Origin of the sequence: Nostoc sp. JL33 (genome assembly GCF_017114985.1) — a bacterium.
Classification (GTDB): domain Bacteria; phylum Cyanobacteriota; class Cyanobacteriia; order Cyanobacteriales; family Nostocaceae; genus Nostoc.
The window spans coordinates 99,013-124,613 of sequence record NZ_JABXKP010000038.1 but is presented as its reverse complement, the minus strand read 5'-3'; the positions used below and the strand labels follow the sequence as shown (position 1 = coordinate 124,613).

General features: G+C 43.4%; 25 protein-coding genes and 2 tRNA genes. 15 read left to right on the top strand and 12 right to left on the bottom strand.

The window, feature by feature from the left end:
* The first annotated feature begins 289 nt into the window (after positions 1-289).
* Both smc and HWQ23_RS09480 read left to right on the top strand, forming a co-directional pair.
* Complete coding sequence (gene smc, locus HWQ23_RS09485) at positions 290-3,904, top strand: chromosome segregation protein SMC (RefSeq protein WP_292826879.1); 3,615 nt, start codon at positions 290-292, stop codon at positions 3,902-3,904.
* Between the two features lie 200 nt (positions 3,905-4,104).
* Positions 4,105-5,100 carry a PRC-barrel domain-containing protein gene (locus HWQ23_RS09480; protein ID WP_292826876.1) on the top strand — a complete coding sequence of 332 codons (996 nt, stop codon included), beginning with the start codon at positions 4,105-4,107 and terminating at the stop codon, positions 5,098-5,100.
* A 155-nt stretch (positions 5,101-5,255) separates the two neighbouring features.
* On the opposite strand, the gene HWQ23_RS09475 is transcribed toward HWQ23_RS09480, so the two are convergent.
* Together HWQ23_RS09475 and HWQ23_RS09470 are read right to left on the bottom strand one after the other, a co-directional pair.
* Positions 5,256-5,549: a PIN domain-containing protein gene (locus HWQ23_RS09475; protein ID WP_292827138.1), complete on the bottom strand. Its 294-nt coding sequence runs from the start codon at positions 5,547-5,549 to the stop codon at positions 5,256-5,258.
* Between the two features lie 112 nt (positions 5,550-5,661).
* Complete coding sequence (locus tag HWQ23_RS09470; protein WP_292826873.1) at positions 5,662-5,898, bottom strand: type II toxin-antitoxin system Phd/YefM family antitoxin; 237 nt, start codon at positions 5,896-5,898, stop codon at positions 5,662-5,664.
* Between the two features lie 154 nt (positions 5,899-6,052).
* Between HWQ23_RS09470 and HWQ23_RS09465 the strand changes: the two genes are divergently transcribed.
* Positions 6,053-7,777 carry an ABC transporter ATP-binding protein gene (locus HWQ23_RS09465; protein ID WP_292826870.1) on the top strand — a complete coding sequence of 575 codons (1,725 nt, stop codon included), beginning with the start codon at positions 6,053-6,055 and terminating at the stop codon, positions 7,775-7,777.
* A gap of 208 nt (positions 7,778-7,985) precedes the next feature.
* On the opposite strand, the gene HWQ23_RS09460 is transcribed toward HWQ23_RS09465, so the two are convergent.
* Positions 7,986-9,443: a protein adenylyltransferase SelO gene (locus HWQ23_RS09460; protein WP_292826867.1), complete on the bottom strand. Its 1,458-nt coding sequence runs from the start codon at positions 9,441-9,443 to the stop codon at positions 7,986-7,988.
* A gap of 122 nt (positions 9,444-9,565) precedes the next feature.
* Here HWQ23_RS09460 and HWQ23_RS09455 point away from each other — a divergent pair, with 122 nt between their 5' ends.
* On the top strand, positions 9,566-10,243 hold the full coding sequence (locus tag HWQ23_RS09455; RefSeq protein WP_292826864.1) for an SMI1/KNR4 family protein: 678 nt from the start codon (positions 9,566-9,568) through the stop codon (positions 10,241-10,243).
* A 24-nt stretch (positions 10,244-10,267) separates the two neighbouring features.
* Here HWQ23_RS09455 and HWQ23_RS09450 read toward each other — a convergent pair whose 3' ends face one another.
* From HWQ23_RS09450 to HWQ23_RS09440, 3 genes are all read right to left on the bottom strand, one after another.
* Positions 10,268-10,723 carry a hypothetical protein gene (locus HWQ23_RS09450; RefSeq protein ID WP_292826861.1) on the bottom strand — a complete coding sequence of 152 codons (456 nt, stop codon included), beginning with the start codon at positions 10,721-10,723 and terminating at the stop codon, positions 10,268-10,270.
* Positions 10,724-10,998: 275 nt separating this feature from the next.
* Positions 10,999-11,574 carry a ribosomal protein S5-alanine N-acetyltransferase gene (gene rimJ / locus HWQ23_RS09445; RefSeq protein WP_292826858.1) on the bottom strand — a complete coding sequence of 192 codons (576 nt, stop codon included), beginning with the start codon at positions 11,572-11,574 and terminating at the stop codon, positions 10,999-11,001.
* Positions 11,575-11,633: 59 nt separating this feature from the next.
* Positions 11,634-11,774: a hypothetical protein gene (locus HWQ23_RS09440; protein WP_292826855.1), complete on the bottom strand. Its 141-nt coding sequence runs from the start codon at positions 11,772-11,774 to the stop codon at positions 11,634-11,636.
* A gap of 97 nt (positions 11,775-11,871) precedes the next feature.
* Here HWQ23_RS09440 and bioB point away from each other — a divergent pair, with 97 nt between their 5' ends.
* A complete protein-coding gene (gene bioB / locus HWQ23_RS09435; protein WP_292826852.1) occupies positions 11,872-12,879 on the top strand; it encodes a biotin synthase BioB in 1,008 nt (335 codons plus the stop codon).
* An 81-nt stretch (positions 12,880-12,960) separates the two neighbouring features.
* Here the strand turns inward: bioB and petL are convergent, their stop codons facing one another.
* On the bottom strand, positions 12,961-13,056 hold the full coding sequence (petL, locus tag HWQ23_RS09430; RefSeq protein WP_109007553.1) for a cytochrome b6-f complex subunit PetL: 96 nt from the start codon (positions 13,054-13,056) through the stop codon (positions 12,961-12,963).
* Positions 13,057-13,286: 230 nt separating this feature from the next.
* Here petL and aroB point away from each other — a divergent pair, with 230 nt between their 5' ends.
* Both aroB and HWQ23_RS09420 read left to right on the top strand, forming a co-directional pair.
* Positions 13,287-14,420, top strand: coding sequence for a 3-dehydroquinate synthase (aroB, locus tag HWQ23_RS09425; protein ID WP_292826845.1), 1,134 nt, complete (start codon positions 13,287-13,289; stop codon positions 14,418-14,420).
* A gap of 81 nt (positions 14,421-14,501) precedes the next feature.
* Complete coding sequence (locus HWQ23_RS09420) at positions 14,502-15,080, top strand: Uma2 family endonuclease (protein ID WP_292826842.1); 579 nt, start codon at positions 14,502-14,504, stop codon at positions 15,078-15,080.
* Positions 15,081-15,181: 101 nt separating this feature from the next.
* Here HWQ23_RS09420 and HWQ23_RS09415 read toward each other — a convergent pair whose 3' ends face one another.
* A complete protein-coding gene (locus tag HWQ23_RS09415; protein WP_292826839.1) occupies positions 15,182-15,496 on the bottom strand; it encodes an S-layer protein in 315 nt (104 codons plus the stop codon).
* Positions 15,497-16,141: 645 nt separating this feature from the next.
* Here HWQ23_RS09415 and HWQ23_RS09410 point away from each other — a divergent pair.
* The gene (locus tag HWQ23_RS09410) at positions 16,142-16,381 is read left to right on the top strand and encodes a hypothetical protein (RefSeq protein WP_292826837.1); all 240 of its coding nucleotides are present in this window, start codon (positions 16,142-16,144) and stop codon (positions 16,379-16,381) included.
* 129 nt (positions 16,382-16,510) lie between these two features.
* On the opposite strand, the gene HWQ23_RS09405 is transcribed toward HWQ23_RS09410, so the two are convergent.
* A complete protein-coding gene (locus HWQ23_RS09405; protein ID WP_292826835.1) occupies positions 16,511-17,362 on the bottom strand; it encodes a CmcJ/NvfI family oxidoreductase in 852 nt (283 codons plus the stop codon).
* 82 nt (positions 17,363-17,444) lie between these two features.
* Entirely contained in the window at positions 17,445-18,128 is a 684-nt protein-coding gene (locus HWQ23_RS09400; RefSeq protein ID WP_292826833.1) for a glutathione S-transferase family protein, read from the bottom strand.
* A 248-nt stretch (positions 18,129-18,376) separates the two neighbouring features.
* On the opposite strand from HWQ23_RS09400, the gene HWQ23_RS09395 reads away from it, so the two are divergent.
* Positions 18,377-18,739, top strand: coding sequence for a hypothetical protein (locus tag HWQ23_RS09395; RefSeq protein WP_365740870.1), 363 nt, complete (start codon positions 18,377-18,379; stop codon positions 18,737-18,739).
* Between the two features lie 20 nt (positions 18,740-18,759).
* Here the strand turns inward: HWQ23_RS09395 and HWQ23_RS09390 are convergent, their stop codons facing one another.
* Both HWQ23_RS09390 and HWQ23_RS09385 read right to left on the bottom strand, forming a co-directional pair.
* Positions 18,760-19,542, bottom strand: a complete 783-nt coding sequence (locus HWQ23_RS09390; protein ID WP_292826831.1) for a TrmH family RNA methyltransferase — start codon at positions 19,540-19,542, stop codon at positions 18,760-18,762.
* Positions 19,543-19,617: 75 nt separating this feature from the next.
* A tRNA-Leu gene (locus HWQ23_RS09385) sits at positions 19,618-19,698 on the bottom strand.
* Positions 19,699-20,105: 407 nt separating this feature from the next.
* On the opposite strand from HWQ23_RS09385, the gene murA reads away from it, so the two are divergent.
* The 6 genes from murA to HWQ23_RS09355 all read left to right on the top strand — a co-directional run bounded on the left by murA (position 20,106) and on the right by HWQ23_RS09355 (position 25,229).
* Positions 20,106-21,473, top strand: a complete 1,368-nt coding sequence (murA, locus tag HWQ23_RS09380; protein ID WP_292827132.1) for a UDP-N-acetylglucosamine 1-carboxyvinyltransferase — start codon at positions 20,106-20,108, stop codon at positions 21,471-21,473.
* 180 nt (positions 21,474-21,653) lie between these two features.
* A complete protein-coding gene (locus HWQ23_RS09375) occupies positions 21,654-22,532 on the top strand; it encodes a M48 family metallopeptidase (protein WP_292826828.1) in 879 nt (292 codons plus the stop codon).
* A gap of 95 nt (positions 22,533-22,627) precedes the next feature.
* Positions 22,628-23,557: an RpnC/YadD family protein gene (locus tag HWQ23_RS09370; RefSeq protein WP_292826826.1), complete on the top strand. Its 930-nt coding sequence runs from the start codon at positions 22,628-22,630 to the stop codon at positions 23,555-23,557.
* A gap of 107 nt (positions 23,558-23,664) precedes the next feature.
* Positions 23,665-24,786 carry an alpha-hydroxy acid oxidase gene (locus tag HWQ23_RS09365; RefSeq protein WP_292826824.1) on the top strand — a complete coding sequence of 374 codons (1,122 nt, stop codon included), beginning with the start codon at positions 23,665-23,667 and terminating at the stop codon, positions 24,784-24,786.
* A 110-nt stretch (positions 24,787-24,896) separates the two neighbouring features.
* Positions 24,897-24,980 (top strand) — tRNA-Leu (locus HWQ23_RS09360).
* A gap of 33 nt (positions 24,981-25,013) precedes the next feature.
* Complete coding sequence (locus tag HWQ23_RS09355) at positions 25,014-25,229, top strand: hypothetical protein (protein ID WP_292826821.1); 216 nt, start codon at positions 25,014-25,016, stop codon at positions 25,227-25,229.
* Positions 25,230-25,601: the final 372 nt, after the last annotated feature.

Below are 25,601 nucleotides of genomic sequence, written 5' to 3'. Positions count from 1 at the left end.
TCTTGCAATCAATAGTAATAAATTGATAGCGATCGCCAAATTGTTGAATAAGTTTTCCAGTTAGTTATCTAAAATAAGACTGGAATCAGTTGATCTAGTTGCTGTTAAATCTCATGCTCGTGCTATATCTAGCAGTATTGTGCTTTTCTCTGAAACAGAATTCTCCTTCCCCCCTCTGCGTTCTCTGCGCCTCTGCGGTTCGATAATCGTTAATTCTCCCCCCTACCCTCTTGCCAATTTTTAATTAGTTGATACACTTGTTTTTCATTAGCCCAGTGAACCAGCGCCTATGGTGCATATCAAGCGCGTGGAACTTACGAACTTCAAATCCTTCGGTGGCACTACCTCAGTCCCTTTGCTACCGGGGTGTACTGTCATATCTGGGCCAAATGGTTCGGGTAAATCTAATATCTTAGATGCGCTGCTATTTTGCCTGGGACTCTCCAGTTCTAAGGGAATGCGAGCCGATCGCCTCCCAGATTTAGTAAATAACACCCAAACGGCTAAAGGACGCGCTTCTATTGAGGCTAGCGTCACGGTAACGTTTGATTTGTCAGATGAAATCTCACACAAAGACGCAAAGGCGCAAAGTGAGGAAGATCAGGAGAATTCCCACTCCCCACTCCCTACTCCCCACTCCCCAGCTGAATGGAGTGTTACTAGAAGGCTGCGAGTTACTCACCAAGGGACTTACACATCGAATTACTATATCAATGGTGAAGCTTGCACGTTGACAGAATTGCATGGGCAACTAAGTAACCTGCGGGTTTATCCTGAAGGCTACAACGTGGTACTGCAAGGGGATGTCACCAGCATTATCTCGATGAATACGCGGGAACGTCGGGAAATTATTGATGAATTGGCAGGGGTGGCGGCGTTCGATCGCAAGATTATCCAAGCCAAATCAACTTTAGATGAGGTGAAGGAAAAAGAAGATAGCTGTCGGATTATCGAGACGGAATTAACTGCACAGCGCGATCGCCTTTCCCAAGATCGTGCTAAAGCTGAGAAATATCAAAAGCTTCGCACGGAATTTGTAGCTAAACAATCCTGGGAAGCTGTTTTATCATGGCGATCGCTACAAACACAACAAGAAAAGTTAGTTCACGAAATTCAAAGTGGCGATCGCAATTTTACTGAACTCACTACCCAACTCACAAACCTAAATTCTGAAATCGTCCAAAAAACGGCTGAACTCGAACAACTCAATGCCCATGTAAAAGCATTGGGAGAAGATGAACTTTTGGCAGTACAATCTACCCTCGCCACCCAAGAAGCAGAACGTAAACAACTCCAGCGTCAGCTAACAGAATTAGAAACAGCTTCTCAAGAAACTGCCAAACGTCTAACTCAAACTCAGCAAGAGATTCAAAAACACCGTCATTCCTTAGAAGAAGCCGCACAACAACAAATTGTAGAGACGTTACATGTAACGTCTCTACAGCAGCAAAGAGATGAAGCCCAGCAAGCTCTAGAAACCTCCCGCGAAGCCGCCGCAGAAATCGCCTCGGCTTCGGAAGCGTGGGTGCAGCAACAAACTGCATTCAACCGTCAAATTGAAACTCTGCTGCAAACTCTGGAACCACAACGCACAGAACAAGCACAACTCCGGGAACGCGATCGCCAGTTACAGCAGCTTATCCAAGAGCAAACTCAGTTAATTGAACGCGACGAACCCCTTTTAGCAGAAAAACAAACTGAGTGTAATCAAATTGAAACGGAATTTAACACCTCTAGCGAACCCATCCAAAATTTAGCCCAAAATCTCTCAGCCACAGAACAAGAATTGCAAATCCAACAGGAAACCCAAAAGCGCCTTTTGCTAGAACAACGGGAAAAACAACGCCAGTTGGATAAAATAGAGGCGCAAGCGCAAGCACAGCAAGAAGTCCAAGGAACCCAAGCGAGTAAAGTCATTTTACAATCGGCAATGCCTGGACTTTGTGGCTTAGTTGTGCAGTTGGGAAAGGTTGAACCGCGCCATCAGCTAGCTTTAGAAATGGCTGCCGGTGGACGTTTGGGACATATTGTGGTAGAAGATGACAGCATCGCCGCAGCAGGGATTGAATTGCTCAAGCAGAAGCGTGCAGGGAGGGCAACTTTTTTACCACTGAATAAAATTCACGCTCCCAAATTTACTCAAGATGCAACGTTACGTTTTGCTAACGGTTTCATTAACTATGCTGTTAACTTAGTCGATTGCGATCGCCGTTATAAAGATGTATTTAGCTATGTTTTCGGTAACACGGTGGTATTTGCCAACCTTGAGGCGGCGCGGAAAAACTTAGGGCTGTATCGCATCGTCACCTTAGACGGGGAACTTCTAGAAACTAGCGGTGCAATGACTGGTGGTAGTAACACCCAACGTTCAGCGTTACGGTTTGGGAATGCGGAAGCGGCGGAATCTGATGAAGCGATCGCTTTAAAAAGTCGCTTGGTAGACATTGAGCGGGTTTTAGAGCGTTGTACTGAAGCGATCGCTACTTTGTCAACCAGAACCAAAAAACTCACCCAAGAACTCACAGAATCGCGTCAGGCGCGGCGCGAACAGCAGTTGCAAAGGGAACAGTTGCAGAAAGATATTAAAAGTTTAACAGCGCAATTAGAGGGGACGCGATCGCAACTCGCCCAAAACAGCGTAAAGTTAGCCACAGCTCAATCCCGATTAGAAATCTTAGAGCGGGAATTACCTGGACAAGAAAATCAGTTGCAACAATTGCGACATGATTTATTCTTGTTGGAAGCTTCCCAAACTCCTAGCGAATGGCAACAAATTCAGGCGGAAATTAAAATTCAAGAGCAACAATTGCGACAACGGGAGACAGCATTACGGGAAGCTGAACAAAGATTAAAAAATTTAGAAAATCAGCAACAACGTTTGCAAGAAAAAATCCAAGAAGCAGAAACGCGAATCACCGAATACGAAACCCAACAAATCTCTTGTAGAGACGCGATGAATCGCGTCTCCACCCAAATCACAACGATAGACAACCAAATCACCCAAACCCGCGCCAACCTCAGTCTTCTGGAACAAAATTTAGGAGAAGAGAAACAAAAACGCGACGCTACAGAACTAGAAGTGCGATCGCATCTTTTGCGCCAACAACAATTGCAATGGGAAATCGAAAAACTCCAAGAAACCCAACAGAAGCGGCGAGAGGAACTAGTTGCATTGCAAAGTCAGTTGCGGGATGTGGGAGCAGAATTACCAAATCCCTTGCCGGAAGTTCCAGATCAGGTAGATTTGGAGGAGTTGCAGAAAGAATTGCGATCGCTTACCAAACGCTTACAGGCAATGGAACCTGTGAATATGCTGGCCTTGGAAGAATACGAACGCACCCAAAACCGCCTCCAGGAACTCACGCAAAAATTACAGACACTAGAAGGGGAACGCACCGAATTACTTTTGCGGATTGAAAATTTTACCACATTGCGGCAACTTGCCTTTAAAGAAGCTTTCGATGCTGTTAACGAAAACTTTCAATCGATTTTTGCGATTCTTTCAGACGGCGACGGCTATTTACAACTCGAAAATCCCGAAGATCCCTTTAGCAGTGGACTGAATTTAGTCGCGCACCCCAAAGGCAAACCTGTACAGCGTCTAGCTTCCATGTCTGGGGGAGAAAAATCACTCACCGCTTTGAGCTTTATCTTTGCCCTGCAACGCTACCGCCCATCGCCATTTTACGCCTTTGACGAAGTAGATATGTTCTTAGATGGAGCAAACGTAGAACGATTAGCTAGAATGATTAAACAACAGTCACAACAAGCGCAATTTATAGTTGTGAGTTTGCGCCGTCCGATGATAGAATCAGCCGAACGCACAATTGGCGTTACTCAAGCACGAGGAGCTTACACTCAAGTTTTGGGGATTAAGTTACAATCATCCAATACATCTGCTTGAGTTTTTGTTAATAATAGTGTATAGATAAACCACGTAATGTGCGACTTTCTCTCAAACCTAACCGCCAACCCCTTCCCTAAAAAGTTTGGGGAGCGAAAATCAAAGCCTCTGTCCCTGTGGGGGAGAGGTTTAGAGAAGGGTTCCAAGAATAAGTCGCACCGATGCGTTAAACCGGATTCGAGATCAGGACTCGGTATAGAATGACCTCTGAACAGATAATTAGGCGTTCCGACATATTAAATACTCAGGTGATTACCGGCGACAATGGCAAGCGGCTAGGCATCGTCAGTCAAATCTGGGTTGATATTGATCAACGAGAGGTTGTGGCTCTTGGTTTGCGAGACAGCCTGATCTCCATTTCGGGCATACCGCGCTATATGTACCTCAACAACATCAACCAGATTGGTGATGTCATCCTGGTTGATAACGAAGATGTAATTGAAGATATCGAAGTTGAATCTCTCAGTAATCTGATTAGCTGGGAAGTAATTACAGAAACAGGTGAAGTATTAGGCAAAGTTCGGGGCTTCAAGTTCAACGCCGAAACCGGGAAGCTTAACTCCATAGTCATTGCTTCTTTAGGATTCCCCCAAATTCCCGATCAATTTCTGAGTACTTACGAGTTCTCAGTAGATGAAATTGTCAGCACTGGCCCCAATCGGTTGATTGTGTTTGAGGGAGCCGAAGAACGAGTAAACCAGTTGACAGTTGGTTTACTAGAGCGCCTGGGTATCGGCAAAGCACCGTGGGAGCGAGATGAAGAAGAAGAATACGGCTATACTCCACCGCGCCAAGCTCCGCCTGGCAATCAACTGCCGGCTGGAATGCCATTGCAGCCACCCAAGCAGAGAGTTCGCGCCCCCGAACCCGTAGCGCGGGAAGAGGAATGGAATGAAGACTATGTGGAAGAGGAAAGGCCACAGCGTCAGGTAATGAAGGCGCGGCAGTATGAATCTATTCAATACGAAGAAGACGAGGAAGAAGATAACTGGAGCGAGGCAACAGGCAGCGACAGGTATCAACAACCTCAGCCGCTAAAATATGAAGCCCAGCCCTATAGTAAGCCATACGTTGACGAATACGATGATTATGACGACGTAGAGGGCGATGCTTGGGAAGATGCGCCGAAGCCCGTGAATATTCCCAAGAAAGTCAAGGAAAGACAGCCAGAATACGAAGAAGAAGGCGGATATTAATTCGTAATGACGCTCTCTGCGAGAGGCTACGCCAACGCGGACTCGCTACCGCTAGGCTAACGTAATTCAACCGGAAAATTAGGAAGTATTTTAAGATTAATTCAGCCTTTTCCTTAGTTACAAGGAGAGGGCTAATTTTTTAGATATTTCTGATTTTAGCGAGGTTCGAGCCAGTTTTCTACTTTTAAATTAGGAATGCGGGAAAATTCACGAGTATTGGCGGTAACGAGAGTTAGACCAAGGGTTAAAGAATGGGCAGCAATTAATAAGTCATTACCTCCAATCGGTTTACCTTGTTGTTCTAAATCAGTGCGGATTTCTGCGTAATATTGCTCTACAGGATGAGTTAGGGGTAGTATTTCAATACTATCCAAGATTATTTCAAGTTTTTCTATGAGCTTTTGGGAGTTCTTTTTTCTAGCTCCAAATCTTGATTCACAAGCTACGATAATACCTGTACAAATTTTGTCTTCTCCGACATCTTGAATTTTTGAAAATATTACTCCTCTGGGGTTTTAATTAGTTCGGAAATGATGTTTGTATCTAACAAGTATAAATAACTCATTTTGAAAACTCAATATCATCTAAGGGTAATAATCCTTTGTCTACGTCGGCAAAGTCTTCGTCCAGTGGTTCAAGAGTGGAAAGGGTTTCCAGGAGGGATTTTTTCTTGATGGGGGAAATGATGGCGAAGGGGATACCGTTTTGGGTAATAGTCAGGGGTTCGCCTGTTTTTTGGGCTTGGTTGAGTAGGGTTTGGATGGTTTCGGGGAGGTCGGAAAGAGTGATTTGTGTCATGGTGGGTTCTGCGGTTAGCGGATGGGGACTTGACGCACATCTATTTTATCTGTGACGGCGTTGGTGATCAGGGAGTAATTAGTCATACTATTCAGAAACTCCCCAAAAGCTGCTAGCGTCAAACAAAGGAGAATATCGTTGTGGACGTTAGATATTGAAAACCCGTTCTAATTACTGGCAACTACTGCCTTATATCCGACTCCAGTGGCAAACGATCGCCAAGGGACTTACTGGTATCTTGGGATACGTAATGGCGACATTAGTGTTGATCAATCTCGCCGGTAAATTGGCAACTCCCTTTGGACAAGGTAATGTAGTAGCGATCGCTCAAATAACTGGTAGCTGTGCCTTAGTCTTTCTTGTCAGAGGCTTGTTTCAGTCTATACAAGATATGTACATGGCGAAAGCTGCTTTGAGGGTTGCTTTTCATCTTCGTCAGCAAGTCTACGCCCATCTTCAAAAGCTAAATCTCAGCTATTTTGAAACGGCAAAAGCAGGTGATTTATCTTACCGCCTCACCGAAGATGTTGACCGGATTGGCGAAGTGGTAAATAAAGGATTTCACGACTTTATCCCCTGCATTTTGCAGTTGGTAGCAATTCCGATTTACATGATTTACCTGAATTGGCAACTGACACTAGCAACAGTGATAGTTGCACCTCTGATGGGTATTTTAATCGGCTGGTTTGGGGAACGGTTACGCAAATATTCCTTAAAAAGTCAAAATCGCGTGTCGGGTTTATCAGCCATCCTCTCAGAAGTTTTCAACGGTATTCGTTTGGTACAGGCTTTTGCTGCCGAAAATTACGAAATCGCCCGCTTTGGACATGAAGCAGAACGCAGTCTCAAAGCAAAATACTCAGCCGAACGCCTGAAAGCGATTCAGATTCCGATTATCGGGTTTCTGGAAGCCTTAAGTGGATTATCGTTACTGATTGTGGGAACGTGGCAAATTTCCCAAAATAACTTGACAGTGGCGAATTTTTTCAGTTATCTGGCGGCGGCGGCGCTGTTAATTGATCCCATTGGTCATACTACTAACACCTACAACGAATTTAAGCAGGGTGAAGCATCTGTTGACCGCGTTTTTGAATTGATGGCAATTCAGCCGACGGTGATTGAAAAGACAAATGCGATCGCTCTACCCCCAGTCCAAGGCAAAGTAGAATATCGTCATATTTCCTTTGGTTATAAACCAGGTAAACCTGTATTAAAAGATATCAGTTTATTAGTATCGCCAGGTGAAGCGATCGCTCTTGTGGGTGCTTCTGGTGCCGGTAAAACCACATTTGTGAATCTCCTACCGCGTTTTTACGATCCCGAAGTTGGGCAAATCTTCATTGACGGTGTTGATATCCGGGATGTCAAGTTGCATAGTCTGCGGCGACAAATTGGGATTGTTCCTCAAGAAACGATCATGTTTTCCGGGACAATTGCCCAAAATATCGCTTTTGGACAAGATGTTTTTGAGATGGAAGCAGTTAAAGAGGCGGCAAAAATTGCTAATGCCCATCAATTTATTAGCCAACTACCAGAGGGTTATCAGACTTGGGTGGGCGAACGTGGGGTAAACTTATCTGGTGGACAAAGACAAAGAATTGCGATCGCTCGTGCTGTTTTGCTCAATCCCCAAATCTTGATTCTGGATGAGGCGACATCAGCCTTAGATTCCGAGTCAGAAGCACTGGTACAGGAAGCGCTGGAAAGATTGATGGAAAAACGGACGGTGTTTATTATTGCTCACCGTTTATCGACAGTTAGGAGGTGCGATCGTATTTTAGTTCTCGAACAAGGACAAATTGTCGAATCGGGAACCCATGAAGAATTATTAGCCCTAGAGCGTCGCTATGCGCGGTCTTATGCCCAGCAGTTTAGTTAGGCAAAATGCTCATTAGCTTATTACCCACATCTGACAATCCCCGCTTCGTTGCTATCCCGCCTCGGAATAGAATTCCAAGGCTAATAGCTTGCATTCCTCTAAAGCGGACTGAGTAGATGATTCTAGTCCGCGCTTAGTGGACTTAAGCTATCAGGCTGGAACTTCAGTTCCGCGCGGGATGTCTGTAAACACAACTATTTAACTTTGACTACTTCCTAGACTGAATTGCCTTGATTAAGTCATAAAAAGGTTGCCAATTATCTTCCTGAGCAATTGCTTCCCAAATAGACTCAATCAGAGGTCTTAATAATGCCGTTTTCGGATTATGAACAGCTAGAGTTTGGGCAATTACATCGATGCGATCGCGCTCCAAATCATTCAAAATTTTATGATACAGTATGCACCAATCATCAAAAATTGCTGACGCGCCCGGTACTGGTACAATATCAGAACCATTCATTACAAAAGCTGGTTCATCTCGCCATTTTGATGAAAAAGTACGAGCCATCTCATAAAAAAACTGGTGATAACCAACTTGGCTATTTCTCAAAAATTCAACCGTTAGATTCAACAGTTCTTGAGCTTCTGGATGTGGTAAATCCTCAAAACCTAACTTTTTCAACATCAAAGAACTGTATTCAGCTTGATAATACTGATCAAACATTGCTAATCCAGCTTCCATTTCGCCTTTATCAATAATCGCCTTTAAAGGTTCCTGGAGTATTTGTAAATTCAACTGGCAAATGCTTGGTTGATTACCATAACAGTAGCGTCCTGAATAGTCAAAATAGGCAGCTATAAAGTATGGTTCATAAGTAGGGATAAATGCGTAAGGGCCATAATCAAAACTCTCTCCGGTAATCGACATATTGTCAGTATTCAGAACTCCATGACAAAAGCCAGCCGCCATCCACTGCGCGACTAGTTCTGCAACCCGTTTAACTAATTCGGCGTAAAATAGAGCATATTTATCTTCTTCAGCACTTAAGTGTCGATAATACTGCTCAATTACGTGGTCTAACAGCTTCTTAGTTAAATCTGGACGCTGGAAATAGTGCAGTCGCTCAAACGTGCCAAACCGAATATGAGAATTGCTCATTCTCACCATCACAGACGAACGGGTAGGCGAAGGTTCATCGCCCCGCCAGAGTGGTAAACCTGTTTCAATCATGCTCAGACAGCGCGAAGTACGTACACCCAAGTAGTGCAGTGCTTCCGCAGCCAGAACTTCCCGCATTCCACCTTTGAGCGTGAGCATACCATCGCCACCACGGGAGTAGGGCGTTCTCCCGGAACCTTTCGTGCCAAAATCGTACAATTCGCCATCATTGGCGCGTACTTGCCCGTAGAGAAAGCCTCTACCATCACCCAACTGCCCGTTATATTCACCAAATTGATAGCCGTGGTAACGCAGTGCTAACAAGGGTTTGCGCCCCTGAAATTTACCAAAGGCTGTGATAAAATCTTCGTCTTTGACTACTTGGGGGTCTAGACCGAAACGGGGTAATAGTTCATCGTTACGCCAACGCAGGAGGTGTTGGGGAAATTCTGCTGCTGCAACCTCATCGTAGTAGTCACCGCCTAGAGATTCTAAGGCGCTTTCGTAGTTGAGGGTGAGAAAAGGATTGCTAGAATTTTTGTAGTTTGGAGTTTCAGCCAGAGTCATTACGAGCAAAGCTTAATTCATTCTTCTCTTAATACTACCTCTGGCTTCAGCATCAGCATAGACGCAAAAAGCGACCCATATCTAAAATATGGTAGCGCCACCATTAAAATCTAGAGCGGATAATGAATAAAATTTTGCAATTAAAGAAAAAGTTGAGTCAATTAGCTCTTTTAGACGCTACATTTCAGGTTTTTGGTTCAGAATCACACGAATATCAACTTAAACCTTGCTTAAGTAACAAAGATATTCAAGTGTTTGAATCCAGGTACAATATTAGACTACCAAGTGAATATCGAAACTTTCTCTTAGAAATTGGTAATGGTGGTGCGGGGCCAGGATACGGCTTATCTGGTCTGTTGGGAATTGAGTATGAAGATATAATTCCAGAAAAACTATACCAAGAGAACTACGAAATTCTATCTAAACCATTTCCTTTAACAGAAGCATGGAATGATTTAGATTTGATTGTCAAGAATAATCCGGGTTGTGTTGCTAACAGTGATGCTTACTTTGATGATCAGTTTATCCAGGGTACTGTCACCATTACAAATTATGGTTGTGGAATTTATGCGATGTTAGTCATTACTGGGGAGCAGTCAGGAAGAATCTGGATAGATGACCGTACTAATGATAATGGGATATATCCTGCTTGTTTGAGTTTTTGTGATGCTTTCCATGACATTAATCCTGATGATTTTCATCAAGATAGCGATCAGGGGCAGCCTTTGAGCTTTTATGATTGGTATGAAGACTGGCTCAACCGAAGTTTGGATCAAATCCGCCAGTCTTCCGAAACTTAACCTTAATTCAATAAAACTGAGTTTTTATTTTGTAACTGGTTGTAATGTTCGTGGAGTAACTGCTGCTGAGTTTGATGTTGTTTGTGATGCCTGTGAAGATAGAATTTTTTTCACTTGCAGGCTATAAGTTTGCAAAATTGATTGAACCTGTTTCTGTTGAGCTTGATTCAGATCCAAAGATGTTAATACTGTTCTGATTCTCTGACGAGATTGCAGTGCTGCCTTAAATTTAGTAGTTTGGGACTGGTTTAATAGAGCCTCAATATCCTTATCTCTTTGCTGGCGAGCCAGTTGGATTTCTAGGCGCTGTTGCTTTGTGAGTTTGCTTGTCTGGCGTGATGTAGGACTAGTCTGAGTTTTTAAGACTGGTGTAGTGGCGGAATTTGGAAGTGGTGTTGCCAAGACAACTCCGTGTAAGATGGTAGCAAAAGCGAAGATAGTAGAAAAGACAGATAAACGCTTTATAGAATTAATGGACATTTTGAAAAACTCCTCAAACATTTAATAAAATTGGACACATCGGCTAAAGCGAACCTTGATAACTGAGCCGAGTAGTGAACAAATATTACTATTGCATTTGCTTGTGGAGTTGTTGTGTATTTATTATGAATTTGCTATGAATTCGTGGATATTCACAACTGATATCTCAAATTAATTCAAACTAAGATATTATACCATTACTAAAAAAGGAAATTCCGAAGCAGGGATAGTTAGGAAATAAAATAAATATTTTTGACAATTATACCCAGCCATTTTTAAAATTTAGGTGCTTGCCAATTAGGATTGGTAAGACTTGTGAGAATATGATCTTCCCATTGCCCATTAATTAACAAATAGTCTCTAGCATATCCTTCAACGACAAAGCCGAGTCTTTTGAGTACATTGCCACTGCGCCGATTGTGAGGCATGTAATTAGCCATAACCCGGTGAAAATTTAACTCTTGAAAGAGATATTGAGTTGTGGCTTTTAGCCCTTCTGTCATATATCCTTTACCTTGTTTATTTTCAGCAAGGCTATATCCCACATAGCAAAAATGAGCGGCACCTCGGACAAAATTACTATAATTGACAGTTCCAATAATTACAGTGGGATTTTTTTTAGTAAAAATAAATAGTTTTAATGATTGCCCATTGATAAATTCCAGAAAACTATTCTCTATCTGGTACTGCCAATATTCTTCAGTGAAAAAACCATCAGCCCAAACAGGATAGAATGGGGTGAGATAAGTTTTGTTATCAGTGAAATATTTGATAATTTGTGGTATATCTTCATGGATCGCTGCTCGTAATAATAGGCGATCGCTTGTAATTAGTGGCAGTTTTGATATCATAAATTACTTAATCTACAGGATCTCTTCCCAAAACATTCTCGCTAATTTTGTAAATTCTCTCATACCTCCGCTTTAGCAGCAGTGAAGTGAGTATTTTTGCTCTTAATCAGCCATTCCACCAAAATCTTGATAAGCTGATGTCTAATATCTAGAGCGCAAGGATTGAGAGCCAATGGGTGATAAAGCACAGTACGCGGCATAATTTCGATAAAATCGCTTTGCCCAAACGCTGTACCGCAGGAGATTCAACCAAAAGACAGCTCAAGATTTAACCCAGTCTACAAGAAGGATAGTGATGTGGTGGGAATACGCTACGATTGGCAGGAATTAGAGATTCGGGCGATATACAACATGCCATTGCTAGAGCTTATTTATCAAGCTGCTAGCGTGCATCGCCAATATCATGACTCAACAAAAATACAAGTTTGTAAGCTCATATCTATTAAAACGGGAGGTTGTCCAGAAGATTGTAGTTACTGTGCCCAATCTTCCCGTTATAAAACAGAGGTAAAGGCGGAAGCACTCCTAGAAAAGGAAACGGTAGTTAGCATCGCCCAGAAAGCTAAAGAAACTGGTGTTAGTCGCATTTGCATGGGTGCTGCTTGGCGGGAAGTGCGGGATAACTCACAATTTGAGGAAGTCCTGGAAATGGTCAAGGATGTAACCGCAATGGGTTTAGAAGTGTGCTGCACTCTGGGGATGTTGACAGCAAATCAGGCCCGGAAATTGGAAGAAGCGGGACTTTACGCCTACAACCATAACTTAGATACCTCGCAGGAATATTACAACACAATTATTACCACGAGGACATATAGCGATCGCTTGAACACAATTGAGAATGTCCGTCAGACAAATGTTACCGTATGTTCCGGCGGTATCCTGGGTTTGGGCGAAACTGTCGATCACCGGGTTGGGATGTTACAAACTCTGGCAAACTTACATCCGCATCCAGAGTCTGTGCCAATTAATATTCTTTCACAAGTACCGGGGACACCCTTAGAAAATCAGCCTGATGTCCCCATTTGGGATATTGTGCGGATGATTGCCACAGCTAGGATTTTAATGCCAGCTTCCGATGTGCGTCTTAGTGCCGGTAGGGCTAGACTTTCCCAAGTAGAACAAGCTTTCTGCTTTATGGCAGGAGCAAATTCTATCTTTTCCAGCGACGACAACAAGATGTTGACAGTGACAACTCCCTGTCCAGATTATGATAGCGATCGAGAAATGCTGAACTTACTTGGTTTGGGAATGCGATCGCCTTCCCAAAGACAACAGAAGGTAGCAAGTCCGGCTGTTGTGGGATAAATATCTTCTTGTGGGATGGGCATCTCGCCCGTCCTGAGTAAACTGAGGGCAGGCAAGATGCCCGCCCCACAAGAGTTTTGGCTAAATTATCTTGGCAGTCCGCAGACCGAACAGCAGACCGACAGCCAAACCAAAGAACAAAGCTAAAAAGCCGATGTAAGCTGCAATCGCAAACATTTATTTTTCTCCACAATACTTCCTAAATCTATTGAATCATTAGTTGTTGGGTATTGGGCATTGGGCATGGGGCATTGGGAAAGAGGAGGCAGAAGGCAGAAGTTCTTTAATTTTGAATTTTGAATTTATTTCTCCCCCTGCTCCCTCATCCCCCCACTCCCCACTCCCCACTCCCCACTCCCCAGATTGCGATACAATACAGCCCACGGGCGCTAGTTTGGGGTTGGGCAATGACTTCTGTAATTAATGTAAATTTACCAGAGCAGTCTTATGAGATTGCGATAACTTCTCTGCGAGACGCTACGCGAACGTTGAGCTACGCTAACGCATCTTCGAGCTTAGATCAACTGGGTCAGCAGATGGCCAGTCTCAAGCTAGGCAAGAAGGTATTGTTGGTTTCTAATCCTACTATTTTTAAGCATTTTGGGGAAAGAGCGATCGCATCCCTAAAATCTGCTGGATTTGAAGTTGCTAGCTGCACCCTACCACCAGGGGAACGCTACAAAACCCTCAATTCCATCCAAAAACTTTACGATATCGCCTTAGAAAACCGCCTAGAACGTTCTTCTACTATGGTGGCTTTGGGCGGAGGTGTAATTGGCGATATGACTGGCTTTGCAGCCGCAACTTGGCTGCGCGGCATTAATGTTGTCCAAGTGCCTACAACTCTCTTGGCGATGGTGGATTCGGCAATTGGTGGCAAAACTGGCGTGAATCATCCCCACGGCAAAAACCTGATTGGGGCATTCCATCAACCGCGTTTGGTTTTGATTGACCCAGAAGTATTGAAAACTCTACCTATGCGTGAGTTTCGCGCCGGAATGGCAGAAGTTATTAAATATGGTGTAATTTGGGATGCCGAATTGTTTGCCCAATTGGAAGCAAGTAAACGTCTCGACCAACTCCGCTATGTAAAACCTGAGTTGATACATACCATATTGATGCGCTCTTGTCAAGCTAAAGCTGATGTTGTTAGCAAAGATGAGAAAGAAGGCGGATTGCGGGCGATTCTCAACTATGGACATACCATCGGTCATGCAGTCGAAAGTTTGACTGGTTATCGTCTAGTAAATCACGGTGAAGCGGTGGCCATTGGCATGGTAGCAGCCGGTCAAATTGCTGTGGAATTGGGAATGTGGGAAAAGGAAGACGCGGAACGTCAAAATGCTTTAATTCAAAAAGCAGGTTTACCGACTCAGTTACCATCTGGGGTAGATATTGAAGCAATTATTGACGCGTTGCAGTTAGATAAGAAAGTCAAAGCGGGGAAAGTGCGGTTCGTTTTACCAACAGAGATTGGTGTAGTAACAGTTACCGATGAGGTGCCATCAGATATTATTCGGCAAGTTTTGCGAGGGATCTGAACAATCTAAAAAAGAATTCAGGAGCCAGAATAAAAATTAGTTACTCTGTCCTTCAAATTACGAATTATGAATTATTGAGCCATGATACTCCAAGCTAAAAATCAATTAACCTTGCAAGAGTTCTTAAATCTTTCTCCAGGTGAGGGAGATATAACTTATGAACTTGTTGATGGTCAAGCAATTCCTAAAATGTCACCAAAATTTTTTCACGCAAAACTTACCCGCGTCCTTCTCAATTTGATTGAGCAATCGTGTGAGGGGAAAGGAGAAGTTTGCCCGGAATGGGCTGTTGCATTAACCCGTCGGGGGCGAGATTGGATGCCAATTCCAGATATTTTGTACATTTCTTATGAACGTTTACCTGCCAACTGGGATGAAAACGAAGCTTGTCCTGTTCCTCCTGATTTGGTGATTGAGATTATTTCCCCAGGACAAACCTTTGGACAAATGGCAGCTAAAGCCAAACACTATTTAGATGCTAAGGTACTGCGGGTGTGGGTGGTAGATAGTAAAGCGAGAAGCATTACTGTTTTTTATCCAGATGCAGCACCACAAACTTATATGGGAGAAGAATTACTCAAAGATTCTTTATTTGAGGGGTTGGAATTTACTGTTGAGCAGGTGTTTCAAAAGGCAAAAATACCATTAGACACCGAATAGTAAACTTTTTACATTTACCACAATTCTTTTCATCTCAACGTCCATCGAAATTTCAATCGGCGGTTGCTACTCAAACTTTTATATCTTTAGTCACCAACGCCCTATTTTTGAAACTGCGGTTCTTTCTGCGATCGCTCCTGGCTATTTGTTGGTCGCAGTTTTTGAAATAAAGCTGGTGGCGTAGCTTTACGGAATGCGCCGCAGTAGTGCATAGTCATAACTGCTTTAAAAGCCCAATGCTCTGATGGCACATCACTAAAGGGATTTGGTAAAGTTTCTGCTTGATTTTGGATACAAGCATTCAAAACTTGATTCGATTTTGCTGGAGTGTCGGTAGTAGTTTCTTGAGATTTAACAGGAGTAACAAAGCTAGTAGTAGCTAGCACTACGACTGTTGCCAGAATTTTGTAGTTCATAATTTGAGTTTTCTAGGGATGAAACTCTACCCTATGTTAGTTCCCAGGCTGTTGCCCAGGAACTATAATAACCTTGCTGAGATTAAGCGTTAGAAAACATTGTAAGCATTACTAACATAACAACTAATGCACTGATCCAAAGAGCTAACGATCCCCAACTAACTGAATCTTTTTGTACTCTTTCCCAGAAATTGGTGACTAAGTTATTCCGAATTGCCATTTTATAACCTCCAATTTTTATGAAACTTGAACTGACTAAATGCCTTCAGCTTGCATTGAGTAAAAAAAGCTGATCTTTGGGGGTATCAGCTTTTATTTACTGACTCCCAGAGATTACCAACACAGATTTAAATTAATCCATGCAGTGAGTGCCAATGCATGTGTCTCAACGCATTACTGAAATCTAAAAAACAAAAATTTACAAAAAGATATTTGTTGATGTTTAACTTGATTTTCCCATACGTAAGTATTTGCACTCGAAAATTTGGCAATTTTGAGAGAATTCTTAACGTTCTCTTAACCACGTATAAAAGTTAATGTTCTTCAAATCACAAACTACTTAAATACTGACTCTGTTTCACTTTCACTTGTGATTTATCTAGACTTGAAAATAGACACAATTAACAGTGAAATGGCAGGTAAATAATGGTGCAACAAATAAGACATAATGAAGCGCAATATATCTGTATCATTCCAGTTGAGAGGATTACAGCTAACCAAGACGAAGAAATCATCACCTTTGGTGTATCTGCCGACGAGGCAAAAAAACAAGGCGAGGAATTATTAGCATCTACCTATGGTTGTAATCAATCGCAGCTTTTGGAATTGATGCAACAAGCACGAATTGAACCAATAGCTCAGTGGTGTGCCCCTCAAGAACGCTAAAACTAGTTATGGCGGTCTTGGCAATAGCAAGTATTAGCAACCAAAATGATATCCCCGTTTCTTTCAACCAAGATTTGAATTGCAGTAAAGGGGGAATTGGGCATTGCATTATTCCCCCCTGCTTATTACTTATGCGGCGTAGAAAACCAACGTCCGCAACTCGATACTCTCGCGTGGCGGGGCATCCGGCTGGCTTGTGGGGTCATCAAATGCGGTGTGGGCGGCGAACCGTGCCAAACCTGACTGTGCTGAGTCAAAACACTTGATGAGTAGCGCTTCGGTTCGTTGCATTTGCGGAAAGTAAAACCACTGATGTTTCGGGTTATACGTGACTGCATAAGTTTCGCCGATGCGATCGCGATACACAAGATCGGTAGCCACGAGGTCTGTCGGTGCGATACTTTGGGCGTCACACACGGCTAATGGAGACTCCTGAACTGGCCCTGCGATCGGTCGCCAGAGGTTGACTACACTGAATCTGTGCTGTAGAAGCTCATCGGGGTCTTCAGTACCGATTGTTTCCAACACGGTACGGGCGCGACTATAGCCAGACTTGGCGGTGAAGTCGTTGTGTACGCCCCTTACTGGCGTCTTTATCCCTTGCTCACCCTGCTTCGCTCGTTCGGCATTACGGAGATTGTGATCGAACACTATCACCCTTTGGGCACCTGTCAAATCCTTGAGGAATTGCTCGGTCTCAGGGTAGTAAACGCGGCGCACCTCATCTTGATCATAAAAGTCTTTAACAGTGCTGTGGTGTTCGGTCAAGGCGAATCCCTGTTGATCCAAGGACACCTCTTGTGAGATCGTCCGAGCATTATAGATAGGGAGTGTGCGTACCTCATACTTCCCGCTTCGCTGTGGAATGCCTGGCGGTGGATCGTAGGTGTAGTTAACAGGTTTCTCTGCTGTGGGAGCGAGGTAATTAAGTTCTCCCTCAACGTGCGGTAGTTCCTTGAACAATTGACTGTCTAAGCTCATGGGTTAAATCTCCCAGTGAATTCAACAAAGTTTTACTAATGTATACATAGGGTTTTATTCCCTACTCCCCATTCCCTACTCCCTATTTTTGAGCAGAAGCAACGGCAGTGGGCGCACCAAGAATTTTGGCAAATCTTTCTATATAGAAGCTTGCAGGATTTTCCACAGCCTGAATTGACTCGCGATCGCGCACAGTATTCCACCATTTCTGCAAGCGAGGGGTTTCTGTTGGTAAGGTGAAATTGCGGAAGTGTTCCAAAAGGGGCAAGCGTTCAAACCAAGGATAGAAGCTGATATCAACCAAACTCAGCTGATCTCCTAACCAGTAAGGGCCATCACCAGATAGCTTCCCTAGCCCTTCTTGCTCAATGTACAACAGAGATTCCAAAAACTCTCTTTGTCCCTGTCCCTGTTCTTGAGCATCTTTACCACGGAGGAATTTGTTAAAGGCGGGTACAAACCGAGTGTTGGCATAGTCAATCCAGATTCGAGCGATCGCTTTAGCACCTGGATCGCGAGGTAATAAAGCTGGTTCTGGAAAGACTTCATCAAGATATTCGTTGATGATGGCAGACTCATAAATTTCGATATCCCCATGTTTGATCGCAGGGACTTTGCCGTAGCGCGAAATCTGTGTGTAGCCATCTGGTTTGTTTTGTAAGTCAATTTCAGTGGCGCTAAAGTCAATTCCTTTTTCCAGTAAAACCACACGGGTTCTTTGGGAGAAGGTGGAGGCTTTAGCAAAGTAAAGTTGTACGCTGCTCATAGAATACTTTCCTTGTAAATATTGCGTAGGCGTGCAGCCCCAAAGACGTTTTTGTTACTCCGGGCTTGTTGCTAGACATCGCCTAATTTGGATGCCAGAGCGGCATCACATACTATTGAATATACTACTGTTTATCGGTCAAATTACCGTAGAATATCTCAGGAGTATTTCATAGTCTTTGCAAAAATACAAGTCCTAGCGATTGGAGACAGCTTGGCAAGGGTGATCAAAGCCAAGTATCGATATTCTTGATAACCACTGCTAAAGTTGATACAGCACACAACTATGATGTTACAACTGCAAAATTTAAATTTGTCGGAACTGCAATCCAAATTAAGTCAGTAAATCAGGATTTTCAAATCAATATTATGGAGCCAATTCAGCCACAACAGCGCCGCGTCGCTGATCAAGTGTTTCAAGAATCCCTCGAAGAGTTGGAGGATATCTTACAAGAAAGTTCGACTGAGGAAGAAGAGATCCCCCAAGTGCATACTAGTAGTCCCAGTGAAGTCGAACTAGATCAAGACTTGACAAATATTGATTTAGCGGCTCTTGAGGACGCAGTTGCTGATATTGAAAAATATCTCGAAGAAAGAACAAAAACGAAATAAAGGTAAAAAGTTAAAATTCATTACTGACAAATGATTTGCCGCCGAGCTTCGTACAACATTAAAGCGGCTGCGATCGCTACATTCAAAGATTCTACCCCAGGACTCAAAGGAATTCTAACTTGCTGATCTGCGATCGCTGCTAAATCTGCCGACAATCCAGCACCTTCATTTCCCAGTAAAATTAAACTGGGTTTTCGCCAGTCCACCTCCCAATAAGTTAAAGTCGCACTGGGTAAGGTTGCTACTACCTGCATTCCTGCCTGCTGACTTTGTTGGACTGTCGCTTTTAAATCTTCGGTTACGGCTGTTGCTAGGCGAAACCATTGTCCTGCTGAAGCCCGGAGAACTTTGGGACTGTCTAAATCTACACTATCTCCACTTACCCACAAACCCGATGCTCCAGCCGCAGCAGCAGTGCGGATCATCGTCCCCAGGTTGCCGGGATCTTGCACTGTTTCTAAAGCTAGCACTAAACCAGTAAATGGTATTTGAGTTTGGCCAACACTTCGTTTTGCCGTTGCCACCACACCATCCGGTTGGACTGTAGTAGCGATCGCATCCAATACTTCTCTACTGACAATTTCGGCGCGATCGCATCGGCTACAAGCTTCCTCCCACAGCGAAGGATGGGCTGCTTGCCATTCTGGGGTACAACAGACTGTTTCTAGTGGGTAATTCACCGCACAAGCTTCCTCTAGCAGGTGCGTCCCTTCCAGCAAAAATAACTCCTGCTTGTGCCGTTCCTTCGTGGAGTGGAGTTTGCGGATTTGTTTGACTAAGGAATTTTGTAAACTGGTCAACACGATTTTGGATTTTAGATTTTAGATTTTGGATTTTGGATTAATCTAAAATCGGCAATCTAAAATCCAAAATTCATATGCGGAACCCGGGACTTGAACCCGGAAGCCTTGCGGCACTAGAACCTGAATCTAGCGCGTCTGCCATTCCGCCAGTTCCGCTGGCAATTATCTTTATTGACAATTTCCTATTATTGCGTAATTTTTGACCTTTGTCAAGTTAAAACATCACGCCTCGTTAAAAGTCTGAAACTGCAAACGAGTTTTTCAGACGATAGGTCGAATCAAAATATTAACTCAACAGTACAGCATTGATTTTTAGAGAACACTTAAGTTATTTTACTGAGTATTTAATCTTGCTTAAAAACACTACTTATTCGTGACTTTTTGTTAAATTTTTCAAAAGCTCAAAAAGCTTGCTATTGCTTCTTTCCAGCCCGTATTTTTCACCCACAAACAATTTTTTTATGCAAGATGTTGCCCGAAAACGTGGACAAATTGAATCTTTACTGTAGAATCAAAACCAACTTCAAACATATAAAATACGTATTACTTTTGGAGGTAGGCTTATTAATCCTTCTACCAGCTTACCAGATGCCAAATTTGCTCCCAAAGCAGACTCCTCAGTCTTGCAAATTTGGGGTGGGCATCCTTTGCGAGGTCATGTGAAAATTAGCGGGGCAAAAAATGCAGCATTGGTAATCATGGCTGGAGCCTTGCTGTGTCCGGGCGATTGTCGCATCCGCAATGTCCCCTTATTAGCGGACGTAGAGCGGATGGGTCAGGTGTTATTGGCTTTGGGTGTAAGCTTAACACGCCAAGGTGACATTTTAGACATCAACGCCAGCGAAATTAAAACATCAAAAGCTCCCTACGAACTAGTTACCCAGTTGAGGGCGAGTTTTTTCGCCATTGGTGCGATTCTCGCCAGATTGGGAGTAGCACAGATGCCCTTACCAGGCGGTTGTGCGATTGGGGCAAGACCAGTTGATTTGCACGTCCGGGGACTGCAAGCAATGGGAGCTGAGGTGCAGATTGAGCATGGCATTTGTAATGCCTATGTCCCTGGCAGCAACCGGAGATTAAAAGGTGCGAAGATTTACTTAGACATCGCTAGTGTCGGAGCGACAGAAAACTTGATGATGGCGGCTACCCTGGCAGAGGGCGAAACGATCATCGAAAATGCTGCCAGAGAACCGGAAGTAGTTGATTTGGCTAACTTCTGTAACGCGATGGGAGCGAAGATTAAGGGCGCGGGGACTAGCAGGATTATTATTGAAGGAGTCCCCAAGTTACATTCTGTTGACTACAGCATTATTCCCGATCGCATTGAGGCCGGGACGTTTTTGCTGGCAGCAGCAATTACCCGCTCAGAACTTACCCTCTCGCCAGTGGCTCCAGAACATCTTATACCAGTGATTGCCAAGCTGCGGGATATTGGGGTAACGATAATTGAGGACAAGCCTGAACACTTACGCATTCTGCCAGCAGAAACCCTCAAGGCAACGGATATTGAAACTCAATACCATCCAGGTTTTCCCACAGATATGCAAGCGCCGTTTATGGCTTTGCTGGCATTGGCGGAAGGCGACAGCGTGATTAACGAATCTGTCTTTGAAAATCGCTTGCGTCATGCCTCAGAGTTGAATCGCTTGGGGGCAGACATTCGTGTCAAAGGCAACGCTGCTTTCGTTCGGGGAGTACCGAAATTATCTGGCGCACCAGTATTAGGCACAGACTTACGAGCATCGGCAGCGCTAGTCATAGCAGGACTGGCGGCAGAAGGACAAACCACGATTCAGGGATTACAGCACCTCGATCGCGGCTATGATCGACTCGATGTGAAGTTGCAGCAATTGGGGGCTAAAATCCTCCGCGTGGGCGAAACATCAGCAGATGCAGAAATCGCTTCCACCATCAGTAGCCTGTCAACTTGAAATTGAAAGGTTGAGACTGACGCAAGGACAAGGGAGGCAAGGGAGGCAAGGGAGACAAGGTAAAATTTTCTCCCCCATTTCCCCCTGCCCACTCTATTTAAATCGTTATACTAACTGTGGGAGGCTGTTTATCTAACCAGCCAGATTCCATAGTTGTGTTTTTTTATAGCTTGCTGCACTATGTCCTTCTTTAAAACCCCGCTAATTGGTTTAAAAGCTGACTCATTTCGTCATCCATTAGACCTGGAAGCTACCAAAACGCTCAAGCAAATACCAGGCATAGATATGTTGGTGCGAAATTGGCTAGGGCCAATGGCAGAGCAGGTTTTCTATGTGGAAAATATTGCCTCCAGCGTTCTGGTGGGTGAAAAGCAACTGCCCGATTTATACAAGCTGTTGTTAGATGCCTGTAATATCCTGGATATAGAGCCTCCCCAGTTGTACGTCCGCCAACATCCGGCTCCCAATGCCTATACTTTTGCTGTGCGAGGTAAGCAGCCGTTTGTTGTGCTACACACATCTCTGATTGATATCCTCACACCAGAGGAAATACAGGCAGTAATTGCCCACGAGTTGGGGCATCTCAAGTGTGACCATAGCGTTTATTTGACGCCTATAAATTTATTAATATTAGCTGCGGCGATTGTGCCCAATGTCGGAACCTTCGTTGCTCAAGCGATACAGGCACAGCTTTTGGAATGGGTACGCTGTGCTGAGTTTACCTGCGATCGCGCCGCATTACTAGCAACCCAAGACCCCAAAGTTGTCATGTCAGTATTGATGAAGCTGGCGGGTGGTTCCCCCACCTTAGCGCCACAACTGAATCTTGATGCCTTTGTTGCCCAAGCCCGCGCTTACGACGATATTAGCAAGACCGAACTAGGCGAAATGGTCAAAGCCGCCCGCACAGCCCAATTAACCCATCCAGTGCCAGTGCTACGGGCGCGAGAAATTGACCGTTGGGCAAGCAGTACAGAATATCAATCTTTAATCCAAAGTCATGGGCTAAAGTCTACAAGTAATGAAGTTGCACCCAAAGGTGGATGGCGAAACTGGTAAAAGTACTGGTGAAATAGCACTTGCTAAAGTTCTTTAGGCAAGCTAGGGGCGATTGACTGTGATGTAAAATGCTGATACAGCCAAAAAATCAGCTAATGACCAGGTTTCCTTACGACCAGTTTGCCAAAGATTATCTCAAAGAATTGTTACAACCATTGGGAGAAGTGGAAACAAGTCGGAAAGTTCCGGCTCAAATCCGAGAGATTGATGTTTATTTTGTACCTCCACCCCAATCGACAAATACAATAGAATTAGGGCTGTTAGGAAAATTTGCGGCTGAACCTGCATTAGTTGAACCATTTAGAAATGCAGCTACAATTGCGGAGATCCGCAGTTGCATAAATAAGTTGTTTGATATCTTTGCCGAAGTAAAACGCCAAGCGAAAGGTGATAAAACTCGGCTTGCAGAATCAGAATTACCACGTTTATGGATTTTGTCACCTACGGCTTCTGAATCTATATTGGATGGTTTCAGAACTAACATAGATGAAAAAAATTGGGGAATAGGAGTACATTTTTTAGGGGATTATTTTAGAACAGCAATTGTGGTAATTCACCAATTACCGTGTACAGAAGAAACACTATGGTTGAGAATTTTAGGTAAGGGAAGAGTCCAGCAACAAGCTATAGACGAACTAGAAGCACTTCCCCAAAATAATCCCTTACGTTCCAAAGCAATTGATTTATTATTGAATTTAAAGACTACCTTAGAATTCAATCAAAATATAGACGAGGAGGATAGAGATTTAATTATGCGCTTATCACCTATTTACGAGCAAAAATTAGCAGAAGTTAAACAAGAAGGAATTCAAGAAGGAATTCAAGAAGGAATTCAAGAAGGAATTCAAGAAGGAATTCAAGTAGAACGTCGTAATGTTATAGAGAATTTGTTGCAAGTTCGCTTCGGTTCTTTAGATGCAGAACTAAGAGGAATTACTGAAGCTTTATTGGCATTATCTCCAGAGGAATTTACTCCTTTATTACTGCAACTATCCAGGGAAGAATTATTAAATAGGTTCCTTTAGAAGAACTTAGTCGGAGATACTAGGTTTTCCAGCTTTACTAAGAAATCGATAATTACTCGGACAATCGGATTAAAAAACATCCCATTGCTTAACGCACAACCTCTACCATGACAGTTGTACCCAACGGCGATCGCTTTCAACCCATTAACCTCTTTGAGTACGAAAAGCTTGCAAAAGAGCATCTGTCTCAAATAACCGTTGATTATTATAGCAGTGGTGCTTGGGATGAAATCACATTGCGGGATAATCGTGCTGCCTTTGAGCGAGTCAAGCTGCGACCTCGTGTATTAGTCGATGTTAGCGATTGCAATCTAACTACCTCCATTTTAGGACAACCCCTGCAACTCCCTTTGTTAATTGCACCGATGGCTTTTCAATGTCTAGCCCATCCAGACGGAGAAGTTGCCACAGCCATAGCTGCCGCCTCAGCTGGTGTGGGCATGGTGTTAAGTACAATGGCAACAAAAAGCATTGAAGAAGTGGCGACTGCGTGTGATAAATTTCCAGATTCTCTGCGATGGTTCCAGCTTTACATGCATAAAGATCGGGGATTAACTCGTGCTTTGGTAGAAAAAGCCTATAAAGCAGGCTACAAAGCACTTTGTCTAACTGTAGATGCACCTGTTCTCGGACAACGGGAGAGAGATAGACGTAACGAATTTGCCTTACCCCTAGACTTACATCTGGCTAATCTCGCCACCATCTCAGGGCTAGATATTTCCCATGAAAAAGGCGAATCTGGATTATTTACCTATTTTGCCCAACAGCTAAACCCAGCAGTAACTTGGCATGATTTGGAATGGTTGCAGTCTTTATCTCCACTACCTTTAGTCATCAAAGGCATTTTACGGGGAGATGATGCCGTTCGGGCTGTAGAATATGGAGCCAAAGCAATTGTTGTTTCTAATCATGGTGGCAGACAACTCGATGGTGCGATCGCTTCTTTAGATGCCCTAGCTGAAATAGTAGCAGCAGTGGATGGTAAACTAGAAGTACTGTTGGATGGAGGCATTCGTAGGGGCACAGACATTCTCAAAGCTCTGGCATTAGGAGCAAAAGCGGTACTGATTGGACGACCCATTTTGTGGGGACTAGCAGTAGCAGGGCAACCCGGTGTATCTCATGTCATCTCACTGCTACAAGATGAGTTAAATCTGGGAATGGCACTTAGCGGCTGTGCAAAACTACAGGATATTGACCCTAGTTTATTGACGCTGCCATGCCTTTAAGCCTTAGAATTATTAGAGCTATTATTTATTCCAGCAAAACTTTGAGAATTAATTTTCAGACTTGTTACAAAATCCCTCAATTAGAGTATAATAGTTAAGATTGGATATAAGGGCGGGTGGCGGAATTGGTAGACGCACCACACTCAAAATGTGGCGGCCTTACGGTCATAGGAGTTCGATTCTCCTCCTGCCCACTACCAAACAATTAGTAGAGAGGTTAAAAACCTATGCGCCTGAAAAGATGGGAATCTCCCCGTAAAGAAGGCAGGAATGATAAAGGTAGAGGCGGTTCTGCGAGGAAGCGGCAATTGAAAAAGCAAAGGCAAATGTTACGCCAAAGACTCAAGGAAAGCAACAAACTAGACAACAACAAAAACAATAAAGCCGGGGAAGATAAGTTTATCTTCCCCTTGTTTTTTGGGCTTTTATTTCAGAAAAAATAAAATTTAGGGATTTTTCAATATATATAGACTAAATTAAATCTGTAATAAATTTGGAAATTCATCAGATAAAATTATTAGCCATTCTTTAAAATATACTAATTTAAATTAAACCTCTTAAGCGTATACTTACGTATGAAAATCAGCAGGCTTAGTGTCTGATATTTTACTTCGATGCCAAATTAGTTTTGTAGTAAATACTACCCAGTACAAGACATATCCATAGGAATTTATCGCAATTGTAATGCTTGCATGAACAAATCAAAAATTAATTATAAAGGAAGTATGAATTTTGCCAAGCAGCGTCTGAAATCCCTTGGTTAAGACGGTAAGCTAGGACACAACAGCTAATAATTATAGTAAGCTGTTCCACAT